Here is a 12399-nt window from a genome sequence, read left to right on the forward strand (position 1 = left end):
GCAGTCCTTCGGAACCCCTGAGCCTGCATCCGAGCCGTCGGTCAGTCACATCTGCCGGACAAGGCCGACGATCAGCGCGGCCACGCCGCCCTGGACCACCGAGAGGACGGCATCCTTGGCGCCTCCGGCGACCGCCCTGCCGAGCGCCTGCAAGCGGCCCGCCCGGGAATTCACGGCGGCTACGACCGCTCCGGGATCGGTGACACTGCCGTCCGCGCCGACCACGCCTTCGCGGGTCAGCTCGGCCACGAAGGCACGGAGTTCGGAGACGGCGGCGTCCACCTCGGCACGGGACACCCCGTTCGAGTCGTTGACCACGAAGCTGTTGTGCCTGCCGCTCTGGTTGTACTGGTTTCCTCTGACCTGGTCTCGGCCGATCTTGTCTCCGCCGACCTTGTCTCCGTATACCGAGTCCGACATTTCAGCGTCCTTTCGGGCCGGTGGTCAGGTGAACATGCGATTGCCGCTGCCGCTCTGGTTGTACTGGTTCCCGCCGACGTGGTCCCGGCCGGCCTTGTTGCCCATCACGATGTCCCCGTGCACCTGTACCGGAATTTCATGGGGAGGCGGATTCTCGATGGCGCCGACGATCACATTCTTGATCCTCTGGATTTCGGTGGGATCGGTGCCGGTCAATGCGGTGGACTGAGTTCCCGCCGTTTCGATGACGAGGGCGTAGCGTCGCCGCCTGATCAGCAGCCGATACAGCAACACCATCAGCCAGAAAGCCATCCATACCCCGGCCGCGACGGCGACGACGCTGGCGAACTGCCGTGCCGCCTCCTCGATGTCGGAGCTGACATCCGGCGGCAGCTCGGGCGGCACCAGTACGGCCGCGCCGACGATCACCCCCGCCACGAGCCCGACGACGATGATCTGCCGAAGCGGGTAGAGCGTCGCGAACCTGCCGCCCCAGACCACTCGCAGCGTCTGTACGCGGGAGATGTTCGCCAGCGGATAAACCTCGTGCCCGATTCGAACGACTCTGTTACTGAGAACGATATGGTCGACCCGCTTCTTCGCCATGCTGTTCTCGCCCCCGTCGGTCGGAACGGTGATCGGCGCACTGTGATCAGCCGACGTTCACCGTTCCCGTAGGGGCAGCAGTGTGCTCCCTTCATATTCGGCCGAACAAGCCTTTTTCAGAAGGTCGTTGATGGAGGGGCATCAGCGTCGAAAGAGGCGTACGGGTGCCCGTTTTCCGCCGACGACTTCTTATTTGTGTTCGTATTTGTATTCGTATTCGTGCGCTTACGTTGACGACTGGCGGTGACTGGTGACGACCACCAGGCCGCCGATGACCGCGAGCGTCAAGAGGACGGTGCCGAAGACGGTCGAGCCCGCGGTCAGTCCCACCGCGTCGCTGAGGTAGCCGGCCGAGACGGGCAGGATGCCCGCCGGTACGTAACCGCCCACGTTCAGCGCGGCGTTGGCCTCGGCCAGGCGCTGGGGCGGGACGGTGGAGTTGAGCAGGGAGAGGCCGCCGAGTTGGCCCATGCCCTGGCCGGTGCCGGCCAGCAGTGCGGAGGCGACGAGCGCCGGGACCGACGAGGTGTGCACGGCGGTGACGAGCGTGACCATGCTCAGGGTCGTGCTGACCGCGCCGGCGGTCAGGATCGTGCGCCGGCTCAGCCTCTGGACTGCGAACTGCACGCCGGTGGCCGCGATGAACATGGCGAAGGCCATGCCGCCCGCGACGATCCTGCCGGCGGTGTCGAGCAGGCCGGAGAGCAGCGAGGGGCCGAGCGAGAGGACGAAGGACGTCGCCGTGATGCCGGGGGCGAACACCGCGATGCCCAGGGCGAGTTGTGTGCCGGTGCCGTGCGGTACGCCGGGTACGCGCACCCAGCTGCCCCTCAGGGGTTTCTCCGGGCGGCGTACGGGCCGTACGGGCATCCGCAGCACGGCGAGGACCGCCGTGGCCAGCAGGACCATCTCGACGACGAAGACCGTGACGGTGGGGGCGGGGAGGGTCTCGGACAGGACCCCCGCGAGGAGGGGGCCCAGGCCCGCGCCGAAGACCATCGCGCAGGAGGCGAGCAGCGCGGCGAGCCGCTTACGGCCCTGGCCCGCCACGTCCGTCACGGCGGCCATGCCGGCGGAGACGACGGCGCCGACGGCGATGCCGGTGAACAGCCGGGCGACGACCAGCGCGGCCACGGTGGACGCGGTCGCGAAGATCACGCAGGCGGCCAGGGCGAGGGCGAGCGCGGGGAGCAGTACGGGCTTGCGTCCGAGCCGGTCGGACACGACGCCGGAGACCAGCAGGGAGCCGAGAAGTCCGACGATGTAGAACGCGAAGATCACGGTCAGCGTGCCCTTGGAGAAGCCGATGTCGCGCTGCCACAGCACATACAGCGGGGTCGCCGCGTTGGACAGGACGAAGACCGCGGTCACCGGCCACGCGGCCAGCCACACCCACCAGCCGGGGGCCGACGAGGGGCACACCTCCGACCGCTCACCCACCGCTGTCGCGGGCATCGTTCGACTCTCCGGCATGGCCGCTCCTTTCAAGGCGCTCAGTACGAGTTGAGTCGAACTTAGCATGCAGTACGATTGGAGTCGTACAAGAGATTGCCGCTTGCCGCTTGCCGATCGTTGATCGTTGATCGCTTCGGGTCACGAGGAGCTGCCCATGACTTCGACCGTGCGTCCGCTGCCGGCCATCAAGGTTGTGCCGGAACCTGCCGCGCTTCCGGAGCCGCTGCCCGAACCGGCGGTCGATGAACTGCGCCTGGAGACCGTGCTGGGAGCGCTGAGTGATCCGCTGCGCCTGCGTATCGTGCGCAAACTCCTTCTGGAATCAGAGGAGTTCGACCACACGTGTGGCTGGTTCGGCCTGGATCGCCCCAAGTCCTCCCTCACCCACCACTTCAAGGCCCTCCGCGAGGCGGGCATCACCCGCCAACGCCAGTACGGCCTCGAACGCCGCAGCCACGTACGCGTCGACGACCTCAACACCCGTTTCCCGGGGCTCTTGGACCTGGTGGCGGCGTGGACGCCGGAGCCGTAGGACCAGGGAAGTCAGTCCTTGAGGGCCTTTTGGAGTCGCAGGGCGCCGAGGCGGGTGGCCTGGGTCGTGGAGGCGGAGTCGGGGGTGTCGAGGCCGCCGTAGGTGAAGGTGAGGGCGTTGTCGCCGATCCGTACGGCGGTGAAGTCCAGGGTGAGGGTGTTCGTCTCCCCCGTCATGGTCATGCGCAGGCCCTCGCGGGCCTCGCCCACGGCGGGCAGGGGTGAGGAGGCGACTGCGACGGTCCGCTGTCCGCCCCTGGAGTCGGTGGAGGTGAACTCGGCGCACTTCGCCGGGAGTTCCTTCAGCCAGGCCAGGGACTTGTCCAGCGCGGCCCGGTCGTACGCGGCGACCTGGTAGCGCAGCTGCTCCTCGTCGTCGAAGTCGTCGGTGTCGTCGCTGTCGGCGCCGTCATCGCCGTCACCCCTGTCGTCGTTGTTGTCGAAGCCCGTGACCGCCCGGGCCCCGGTGGGCTCGCCGAGCAGGTCTTCGGCGTACAGGCCGTCGAGAAGTCTCTGGCAGTCGGCGACGTCCGTCGCTCCCTTCAGGAGGCCGTCCCGCCACGTTGCCGCGCCCTGGGTCGGGACCCAGTCCTCGCCCAGGTCGGCCTGTCCGATCAGCGCCGCCTTCGCCTGCGCCTCGGTGAACGCCGGGGCGGCGGAGGCCGACGGGGACGTGGTCGGGGCCTGTGCGGCCACGGGGGAGACCGCCGATCCGGCCGACCCACCCGCCTCGCTGTCGCCGCCCGAGCACGAAGTGGCCGTGGTCAGCAGCACGCCCGCCGCCAGGGCGGAGGCCAGGACCGGGGCGGGTCGGACGCGACGACGGGGCGGGCGGTGGGACGGGCGGTGGTTCATCGCGGATGCCTCCAGATGTCACAGATGCCGGACTCATGCCACAAGGGCCGGACTCATGTCGCTTGTGTCACTCGGTGTCACTGATGCCAAGACGTCAGGTCCTACGGCACCACCGGACCGAACCGCCCACCAGCGCACCGGTCCGACCGGGTGAGCCCCGGCGCCGTACAGGTCCCGACAGCGGCGACTCCCTGTCGCCTGAGGCCACCGGCGCACGGGTCAGGCCCACCCCGATCAGTCGGTACGCTGGCCCCCGCTGCGTATCCCCCCACCTGCGCTTCTGCTCGACTCAGCGCGAAGTGCCGTTCGTAGCCGTCGTGTTGGCCCACTGGATTGAGGATGATGCGCAGGTGCTGGTGGCGGAGCGGTATCGATTGCACGCGTCCCTGGGCCGGGGCGGCATGGGTGAGGTGTGGCGGGCCACCGACGAGGTGCTCGGCCGGGCCGTGGCCGTCAAGCTGCTGCTGGGGGACGGGTCCGAGAGCGAAGCCGCCGCGCGGTTCCGCCTCGAGGCTCAGACGGCGGCCCGGCTGAGCCATCCGTACGTGGTCGCCGTGTTCGACTTCGGCGCCTGGAACAACCGCTTCTACCTGGTCATGGAACTCGTCGAGGGCAACAGCCTCGCCCAGGAACTGACCGCGGCCGGCACTCTCGGGGCCGAGCGCGTGGCGGCCGTCGCGGCGCAGGCGGCGGCCGGTCTCGCCGCCGCGCACCGGCAGGGGATCGTGCACCGGGACATCAAGCCCGGCAACCTGCTGTCGGACGCCGAAGGAACCGTCAAGATCGGCGACTTCGGCATCGCCCGTTTCGTCGACGATCCGTCCTCCGCGCTCACCACGGCCGGGCAGATCATCGGTACGAGCCTCTATCTCGCCCCCGAACGCGCCCTCGGCCGGCCCGCCTCGGCGGCCTCCGACGTGTACTCGCTGGGCTGCGTGCTCTACCAACTGCTCACCGGGCGCCCGCCCTTCCGGGCCGAGACCGCGACGGTCACGCTGCACCAGCACATCGACACCCCGCCGGTACCGCCCCGGCAGCACGGCGTCCAGCTGCCGCCCGCCTTCGAGAACTACCTCCTCGGCCTGCTCGCCAAGCGGCCCGAGGACCGGCCCACGGCCCAGCAGGTCGCGGACTGGTTCGGTACGGGGGCCTGGCGCGGGCGCCCGGAACCACTGCCGATGCCGTCGCCGTCCGCGGTCGAGCCGCCGTCCACGACGACGCACCGGCTGCCGTCCCCGCCCCCGCCCTCGTCCCCGTTCCCGACCCCGTCCACCGGCCGCCGTGCACGGCAGCGCGGTGGGGTCCGCGCCCTGGTCACGCGTCGGCCACGGGTCGCCGGGGCCGTGGGCGGTGTCGTGCTGTTCCTGCTGGCGCTGCTCGCCGGCATGACGGTGTTCTCCCCCGACAACAGCGCGACGGAGACGCGGCCTCCGGCGATGTCCCCGACACCGGATCCCGAAACGACCCCGACCCCGAGTCCAACACCTACTCCCACGCCCACACCCACGCCGAGCGTCCTTACGACACCGTCCGCGAATCCTTCCCTGACGGAAGATCCGGATCGCAAGCCAGGAAAAGACAAGCAGGATAAGCAAGACAAAGAGGACGACGAGGGCGACGGGGACGGCGAGGACGACTGACGAGACGACGACGACGGACGAGGCGGGGACGACGAACGAGCGGCGTGCCCCGGCTCAGAACTCCTTCTCCGGCCAGTCCAGCAGCCGCGCGCCGATCACCGCGGTCTGCAGCGTGTACCGGTGCACCGGATCGGCGGGGTTCGCGCCGGTGAGCCGGTGGATACGGTCCAGCCGGTACGTGAGGGCGCGGACGCTGAGCGACAGACGGCGGGCGGCCTCCGCGGCGACGCACCCGGAGGCGAAGTACTCGGTGAGGGTGTCGAGGAGCGGCTGGGCGCCGCCGCGGGCCTGCCGCAGCGGGCCGAGGGCGCTCAGCACCAGGTCCGCCATGGCCTGCCGGTCGCGGGTGAGGACGGGGTAGACGAGGAGGTCGGCGGCGCGCAGTACGGGGGCGTCGAGTTCCAGGCGTTCGGCCAGGTCGAGCGCGTTCAGGGCCTCCTCGTACGAGTGGACGACCCCGCCGGGCCCGGGCTGCGGGCGGCCGATGGCGACGCGGCCGTCGGTGGCGGCGTACGCCTGCTTGGCGAAGAAGGCGAGGACCTCGTCCTGGTCGCCGGGGGCGATGCAGACGAGCCGGCCGTCCTTGGTGGTCATCAGGATGCTGCGGTCGCCGAAACGGCCGATCAGCGCGCGCTCCACCTCGCGGGAGACGGCGTCCCCCTCGTCGTACCCGGTCCTGCCCTGGGCCACGGCGACGGCGTGCGCGTGCGACAGGCGCAGCCCGAAGCGCTCGGCGCGCTCGGCGAGCCGGCCGAGGTCGCTGCGCCCGTACAGCAGGTCGTCGATGAACTCGCGGCGCGCGGCCTCCTCCAGGCGTACGGCCTGGCGCTGGGCCCGTTCGTAGCCCTCGGCGAAGGCGTCGACGGTCTGCTCGACGGCGGCGAGCACGCTGTCCGTCGCCGCGAGGTCCCCGGTAGGCCAGTGGGCGCGGGCGGCGGCCAGATGCGCGCCGACCAGGGCACGCAGCCCGTACCCCGCCTCGGCGGCCCGTTCGCCCAGCGCCCGGCGGGAGTCGAGTTCGTCGCGGCTCAGCCGGCGGCCGGTCTCCCCGGCGTCCGCGAGAAGGACGGCGAACCCGTCCAGATACTCCTCGGGTACGTCCCGCGCCGCGTCCCGTCCCACCATGTGCGCCCCCGGATACGTCATGAGCCGAGCCGATACGTCATGAGCCGTTGACGCCTTTCTAACGCATGCGCGGGCGAAGGCCGCTGCCGGGATACGGCACAGAGCCGGAGACGGAGCTGGGCCCCGGTGCCGGTGTCGTCCCCCGTCGACGCTCCGGCACCGGGGCCGTATCCACCCCCGTTGTTCCCCGTTGTTCCCCCGTGCTCCCCGTTTCCTGCCCGACCATCCTGACCCGCGACCGGGGTCCGGCGCATGGCGCGGAACCGGCATCAAGGCGGCGTAAAGATTGCCGGAATACGGCAATGTGCGAGGACGTACGAGCGTGACAGGATCCCCGTGCGCTCGGGTGATCGGCGTACACGGGGGACATGAGGGGGGTGGACCGGATGACCTTGTTTCTCGGTCTTGGTATCGCGGGGATCGTCCTGCTGGTCCTGGCGCTCGTCTTCGACGGGGTGCTGGAAGGGCTCTTCGACGGTGCCGGTGTCCTGGACGGGCTCTTCGACGGGCTGCTCTCGCTGCCGGTGGTCGCCGGGTTCGTGTCGATGTTCGGTTTCACCGGCGTGCTCGTCCTGGGGACGACCGGGCTCGGCGTCGGGCCCGCCACCGTCGTGGGTGTCGGCACGGGTGCCGGGGCGGGCTGGCTGACCTGGCGGTTCAGCCGGGCCCTGATGCGGGACGAGCCCGCGGTCACCCCGCGCGGCGACGACCTGGTGGGTTCCTCGGGGTCCGTGGTCACCGCGATCCCGGCCGACGGCTACGGCGAGGTGCTGCTGTATCTCGCGGGTCAGCCGGTGAAGTACGCGGCCAAGAGCGCCGCTCCGGTCGCGCGGGGCGCGGAGATCTGGGTCGAGGAGACCCTGTCGCCGACGTCGGTGACGGTCCGCCCGGTCACGCGCTGACCTGCGGCCGCCCAACACATAACGCGCAGCACACCGCACACGCCACACCGCGCACATCATTCGTACGTACCGATCTGCCGTCCACGGGGCCGGCAGGGGGGAAGTCATCATGAGTTCAGTCGTCATCGCCGTTGTGGGAGTCGTCGTACTCCTCGTGCTGCTCGCCCTGGTGGTCATCACGCGCTACAAGGTGGCCGGGCCGAGTGAGGCGTTCATCGTCACCGGGCGGCGCGGCAAGAAGGCCACCGATCCGTCGACCGGCCGGGTGTTCACCGACAACAGCGGACAGAAGGTCGTGGTCGGCGGCGGGGTGTTCGTCGTGCCCTTTGTGCAGCAGAAGTTCACCCTCGACCTGTCCTCGCGGCACATCCCGGTCGCGGTGCGCGGCGCGGTCACGCTGCGCGGTGTGAAGGCCAACCTGGAAGGCGTGGCCATCGTCAAGGTCGGCGGCTCCGAGGACTCCATCCGGGCGGCGGCCCAGCGGTTCCTGATGCAGCAGGGCGGGATCGTCGGCTTCACCCAGGAGGTGCTCTCCGGCGCGCTGCGGTCGATCGTGGGCCGGATGTCGGTGGAGGACATCATCCGCGACCGGGCCGCGTTCGCCGGGCAGGTGGCGGAGGAGGCCGAGGCGAGCCTGTCCGGGCAGGGCCTGGTCCTCGACGCCTTCCAGATCCAGGACATCACCACCGAGGGCTCGTACCTGGAGGACCTGGGCAGGCCGGAGGCCGCGCGGGCCAAGCAGGAGGCCGACATCGCGGAGGCGGTGGCCCGCCGGGCCGCCGAGCAGGCCCGGCTGAAGGCGGAGGAGGAGATCGCGATCGCCCAGCGGACCTTCGCCCTCAAGCAGGCCGAGATCAAGGCCGAGACGGACGCGGCGGCCGCGCAGGCCAACGCGGCGGGACCGCTCGCCGAGGCCGCCCGTCAGCAGGACGTCCTGATCCAGCAGGAGAAGGTGGCCGAGCGCCAAGCGGCACTGAAGGACCGTCAGCTCGACACGGAGGTGCGCAAGCCCGCCGACGCCCGGCGGTACGAGGCCGAGCAGGAGGCGGAGGCCAAGCGGGTGGCCCGCGTGAAGCAGGCTGAGGCCGAGCGGCTGGCCGCCATCGCGGCCGCGCAGGCGGAGGCCGAGCGGGCGCGGCTCTCGGGTGAGGGCGAGAAGCAGCGCCGCTCCGCGCTGGCCGAGGCGGAGGCCGTCGAAGGCCTCAGGCAGGGTGAGGCCGAGCGGTCACGGCGTGCGGCGATCGCGGAGGCGGTCCGGCTGGAGGGTGAGGCGGAGGCCGCCGCGATCGGGGCGACGGGTGCCGCTCAGGCGGAGGCCATGCGGAAGAAGGCGGACGCGTTCGCCCAGTACGGCGACGCGGCCGTACTCCAGATGCTCGTGGAGGTGCTGCCGCAGGTCGTCGCCAAGGCGTCCGAGCCGCTGAGCGCGGTGGACAAGATGACGGTGATCTCGACGGACGGGGCGAGCCAGCTGTCTCGCACGGTCGCCGACAACGTCGCCCAGGGCGTCGAACTCCTCAGCTCCACCACGGGAGTCGACCTCGCCGAACTGCTGAAGGGCATCACCGGGGGCAACGCGGGCAAGCCGGCCGCACCCGCGGACGCCAACGGGAAGATAGAGGTGACCGGCTGACCATGGGCCGGCGATCCCCGGGACGCCGGCTGTCATACAGGGTGCGTACGGTGCGTATGTGCGGCGAAGTCAGCCGCCTTGGAGACGTACGGATCGGACATCGGACACCGGACAGGGGACCAGTCATGGGCAGATCACGCGTGAGCAGTACGCCGTTGCCGGGGATCGGGGTGCGCTACGACCTGACCACGCGTGAGCAACGCCGGTTGTCGGTGGTGGCGCACCGTGACGGTGCTCGGACGTTCAGCGCGTACCGCACGGACGACCCGGACGCCTGCTCCTTGTCCGTGCACCTGACGCCGAACGAGGCGGCGGCGCTCATCGATGCCCTGATGCCGACGCACCACAGCCCGAACCTGCTGTCCACCACCGAGCTCGGCCTGGTGGCCGAGCGCCTTGAACTGTCCGGGACCTCTTACTGGAACGGACGGCTGCTGGGCGAGACCCGGATACGTACCGAGACCGGTGCCTCGATCGTCGCCGTGCTGCGCCGGGCGGAGGCGATCCCGTCGCCCGCGCCGGACTTCCGGCTGGCCGGCGGGGACACCCTGATCGTGATCGGCACCCGCGAGGGCGTGGAGGCGGCCGCGGCGATCCTCGGACGGGAGTGAAGCGGCCGTGCACTCCTCCGCGATGTTCCTGATCGAGTTCGGCGCGATCATCCTGGGCCTGGGGCTGCTGGGCCGGTTCGCCGGACGTTTCCACTTCTCACCCATCCCGCTGTACCTGCTCGCGGGTCTCGCCTTCGGCGAGGGCGGGCTGCTGCCGCTGGGCACCAGCGAGGAGTTCGTCGCGATCGGCGCCGAGATCGGGGTCGTACTGCTGCTGCTCATGCTGGGTCTGGAGTACACGGCGAGCGATCTCGTCTCCAACCTCAAGACCCAGTACCCGGCGGGCCTGGTGGACGCCGCCCTGAACGCCCTGCCGGGCGCGGCCATGGCGCTGCTGCTCGGCTGGGGTCCGGTGGCCGCCGTCGTGCTGGCCGGAGTCACATGGATCTCGTCCTCCGGAGTCATCGCCAAGGTCCTCGGCGACCTCGGCCGGCTCGGCAACCGCGAGACTCCCGTGATCCTCAGCATCCTGGTCCTCGAAGACCTGTCGATGGCCGTCTATCTGCCGATCATCACCGCGCTGCTGGCCGGTGCGGGACTCGCCGCGGGCAGCGTCACCCTGGCCGTCGCGCTCGGTGCGGCAGCGCTCGTGCTGGTGGTCGCGGTGCGGTACGGCCGCCACATCTCCCGTTTCGTCTCCAGCGACGACCCCGAGAAGCTGCTGCTGGTCGTACTCGGCCTGACCCTGCTGGTCGCCGGGCTCGCCCAGCAGCTCCAGGTCTCGGCGGCGGTGGGCGCGTTCCTGGTCGGCATCGCGCTGTCCGGGGAGGTGGCCGAGGGCGCCCACAATCTTCTCTCTCCCCTCCGGGACCTGTTCGCGGCGGTGTTCTTCGTCTTCTTCGGTCTGCACACCGACCCCGCCAGCATCCCGCCGGTCCTGCTGCCCGCACTCGCCCTGGCGGTCGTCACCGCCGTCACGAAGATCGCCACCGGATACTGGGCCGCGGGGCGCGCCGGTATCTCGACGAAGGGCCGCTGGCGCGCGGGCGGCACGCTGGTCGCCCGCGGCGAGTTCTCCATCGTGATCGCCGGCCTCGCCGTCACGTCGGGCATCGAACCGTCCCTCGGCCCACTGGCCACGGCGTACGTCCTGATCCTGGTCGTCCTCGGCCCGCTCACCGCCCGCTTCACCGAGCCCCTGGCCGCCCGCCTGACCACCGCCGTGCGCCGCAAGCCCGCGCCGGCGCCGCCCGAGCCGGAGGACACCCCGGAACCGGCGGCGCGCGGCCGTCGCCCCTGAGGGCTCCCGCCCCCGAGACCCCCAGCCCTGAGCGCCCTCTGTGAACCCTTGGCAGACCTGTCCCCGACGCGCGCGTGAACAGGAAGTTATGAGATCGGTTCAACGAGTCGGCGGTACGCATGACAGGCTGTCGCAATGACCCTTTACCGACGACTGCTCAAGCTGCTTCCCAAGCTCGGGTTGCAGGTACTCGATCTTGGTCCGGGCGAGGCACTGGTCTCCCGGCGACGCGGCCGTGCCCGGATCTCTCTGGAGCCGGGGGCGGACCTGCTGGCCCGCCGAAGCAGCGGCTACGCGGTGACGCCCGCGGGTGGGGACGCATGGGTGGTGACCCGTGGCCGTCCCGGGGCGGGCGCCAAGTCGAAGACCAAGTGGAAGAGTGTTCCGCTCCGCGACACCGGGGCGCACCTCCTGCTCGACCCGACGGCGTTGACGGGCGACGAACGCCTTTTCCAGCTGGCCGCCGCCGAGTACCTGTGCACCCAGCACGTGACCGCGCTGCTGGACAAGTACCAGGTGAACTGCGTCTTCGACGTGGGCGCGAACGCCGGGCAGTACGGCAGGCGGCTGCGGCAGCTCGGCTACAAGGGCCGGATCGTCTCCTTCGAGCCGACCGCCGTGCACTTCGCCAAGCTGCAGAAGAAGGCGGAGAACGACCCCGAGTGGCGTGTGTACAACTGCGGCCTGGGCCGTGAGGAAGCCACCATGGAGATCCACGCGGACTGGAACTCCATGAACTCCCTGCTCCCGCCGACCGAATACGGCCGGGGTCGCTACAAGCGGTTCGCGAAGTCGACCATGGAGCAGATCGAGATCCGTCGCCTGGACGCGGTGATGGACGAGGCGCTGGAAGGCCTCGCCGAGCCGCGGCCCTACCTGAAGATGGACACCCAGGGCTACGACCTGGAGGTCTTCGCGGGCGGCGGCAAACGCATCGACGACTTCATCGGCATGCAGTCCGAGGTCGCCCTCCTCCAGCTCTACGAGGGCAGCCCCCGCATGCACGAGGCCGTCGCCGTGTACGAGGAGAGTGGCTTCGAGATCACGGGCATGTACCCGGTCACGCGTGAACCGGCCACGGGGCGCGTGGTGGAGTTCGACTGCGTGATGATGCGCCCGTCTGCCGCCGGCTAGGCGGTTCGCCTACGGGGGTGGTGGATTCGGTTCGTGGGCGACTGCGGGTCCGTCGTGGCTGGTCGCGCAGTTCCCCGCGCCCCTAAAGGGGCGCGGGGAACTGCGTACACCGACGGCAGGCGTAAGACCACCCGGCAGCAGACGACACACAGCGCCAGCCCCCACCTACCTAGGGGCGCGGGGAACTGCGCGACCAGCCACAACCAACTCGCACTCGCCCACGAACCCGACCCACCACCCCCGAAGG

Annotated in this window: 12 protein-coding genes; 7 read left to right on the forward strand and 5 right to left on the reverse strand. The window is 70.5% G+C overall.

The window, feature by feature from the left end:
• Positions 1–45: 45 nt before the first annotated feature.
• The 3 genes from G5C60_RS31165 to G5C60_RS31175 all read right to left on the reverse strand — a co-directional run bounded on the left by G5C60_RS31165 (position 46) and on the right by G5C60_RS31175 (position 2499).
• Positions 46–420: a hypothetical protein gene (locus tag G5C60_RS31165; protein ID WP_165264349.1), complete on the reverse strand. Its 375-nt coding sequence runs from the start codon at positions 418–420 to the stop codon at positions 46–48.
• A gap of 24 nt (positions 421–444) precedes the next feature.
• Positions 445–1026, reverse strand: coding sequence for a DUF6232 family protein (locus G5C60_RS31170; protein WP_165264350.1), 582 nt, complete (start codon positions 1024–1026; stop codon positions 445–447).
• Between the two features lie 225 nt (positions 1027–1251).
• On the reverse strand, positions 1252–2499 hold the full coding sequence (locus tag G5C60_RS31175) for an MFS transporter (protein ID WP_165264351.1): 1248 nt from the start codon (positions 2497–2499) through the stop codon (positions 1252–1254).
• Positions 2500–2635: 136 nt separating this feature from the next.
• Here G5C60_RS31175 and G5C60_RS31180 point away from each other — a divergent pair, with 136 nt between their 5' ends.
• Positions 2636–3013: an ArsR/SmtB family transcription factor gene (locus tag G5C60_RS31180; protein WP_165264352.1), complete on the forward strand. Its 378-nt coding sequence runs from the start codon at positions 2636–2638 to the stop codon at positions 3011–3013.
• A gap of 11 nt (positions 3014–3024) precedes the next feature.
• Here the strand turns inward: G5C60_RS31180 and G5C60_RS31185 are convergent, their stop codons facing one another.
• Entirely contained in the window at positions 3025–3867 is an 843-nt protein-coding gene (locus G5C60_RS31185) for a hypothetical protein (protein ID WP_165264353.1), read from the reverse strand.
• A gap of 350 nt (positions 3868–4217) precedes the next feature.
• On the opposite strand from G5C60_RS31185, the gene G5C60_RS31190 reads away from it, so the two are divergent.
• On the forward strand, positions 4218–5507 hold the full coding sequence (locus tag G5C60_RS31190) for a serine/threonine-protein kinase (protein ID WP_338145985.1): 1290 nt from the start codon (positions 4218–4220) through the stop codon (positions 5505–5507).
• Positions 5508–5561: 54 nt separating this feature from the next.
• Here G5C60_RS31190 and G5C60_RS31195 read toward each other — a convergent pair whose 3' ends face one another.
• Entirely contained in the window at positions 5562–6632 is a 1071-nt protein-coding gene (locus G5C60_RS31195; protein ID WP_165264362.1) for a PucR family transcriptional regulator, read from the reverse strand.
• 386 nt (positions 6633–7018) lie between these two features.
• Between G5C60_RS31195 and G5C60_RS31200 the strand changes: the two genes are divergently transcribed.
• The 5 genes from G5C60_RS31200 to G5C60_RS31220 all read left to right on the forward strand — a co-directional run bounded on the left by G5C60_RS31200 (position 7019) and on the right by G5C60_RS31220 (position 12152).
• Positions 7019–7534: a hypothetical protein gene (locus G5C60_RS31200; protein WP_165264355.1), complete on the forward strand. Its 516-nt coding sequence runs from the start codon at positions 7019–7021 to the stop codon at positions 7532–7534.
• Between the two features lie 109 nt (positions 7535–7643).
• Complete coding sequence (locus G5C60_RS31205; RefSeq protein ID WP_165264356.1) at positions 7644–9167, forward strand: flotillin family protein; 1524 nt, start codon at positions 7644–7646, stop codon at positions 9165–9167.
• Between the two features lie 125 nt (positions 9168–9292).
• Positions 9293–9778, forward strand: coding sequence for a cation:proton antiporter regulatory subunit (locus G5C60_RS31210; RefSeq protein ID WP_165264357.1), 486 nt, complete (start codon positions 9293–9295; stop codon positions 9776–9778).
• Positions 9779–9785: 7 nt separating this feature from the next.
• Positions 9786–11018: a cation:proton antiporter domain-containing protein gene (locus G5C60_RS31215; protein WP_165264358.1), complete on the forward strand. Its 1233-nt coding sequence runs from the start codon at positions 9786–9788 to the stop codon at positions 11016–11018.
• Positions 11019–11153: 135 nt separating this feature from the next.
• Positions 11154–12152 carry an FkbM family methyltransferase gene (locus G5C60_RS31220; protein ID WP_165264359.1) on the forward strand — a complete coding sequence of 333 codons (999 nt, stop codon included), beginning with the start codon at positions 11154–11156 and terminating at the stop codon, positions 12150–12152.
• Positions 12153–12399: the final 247 nt, after the last annotated feature.

This window comes from Streptomyces scabichelini (assembly GCF_011045015.1).
Classification (GTDB): Bacteria; Actinomycetota; Actinomycetes; order Streptomycetales; family Streptomycetaceae; genus Streptomyces; species Streptomyces scabichelini.

Bases quoted from the DNA above. Each gene is read 5' to 3' on its own strand.
- G5C60_RS31175 (WP_165264351.1), bottom strand. From the start codon at position 2,499: ATGCCGGAGAGTCGAACGATGCCCGCGACAGCGGTGGGTGAGCGGTCG.
- G5C60_RS31170 (WP_165264350.1), bottom strand. From the start codon at position 1,026: ATGGCGAAGAAGCGGGTCGACCATATCGTTCTCAGTAACAGAGTCGTT.
- G5C60_RS31205 (WP_165264356.1), top strand. From the start codon at position 7,644: ATGAGTTCAGTCGTCATCGCCGTTGTGGGAGTCGTCGTACTCCTCGTG.
- G5C60_RS31195 (WP_165264362.1), bottom strand. From the start codon at position 6,632: ATGGTGGGACGGGACGCGGCGCGGGACGTACCCGAGGAGTATCTGGAC.
- G5C60_RS31210 (WP_165264357.1), top strand. From the start codon at position 9,293: ATGGGCAGATCACGCGTGAGCAGTACGCCGTTGCCGGGGATCGGGGTG.
- G5C60_RS31180 (WP_165264352.1), top strand. From the start codon at position 2,636: ATGACTTCGACCGTGCGTCCGCTGCCGGCCATCAAGGTTGTGCCGGAA.
- G5C60_RS31200 (WP_165264355.1), top strand. From the start codon at position 7,019: ATGACCTTGTTTCTCGGTCTTGGTATCGCGGGGATCGTCCTGCTGGTC.
- G5C60_RS31185 (WP_165264353.1), bottom strand. From the start codon at position 3,867: ATGAACCACCGCCCGTCCCACCGCCCGCCCCGTCGTCGCGTCCGACCC.
- G5C60_RS31165 (WP_165264349.1), bottom strand. From the start codon at position 420: ATGTCGGACTCGGTATACGGAGACAAGGTCGGCGGAGACAAGATCGGC.
- G5C60_RS31220 (WP_165264359.1), top strand. From the start codon at position 11,154: ATGACCCTTTACCGACGACTGCTCAAGCTGCTTCCCAAGCTCGGGTTG.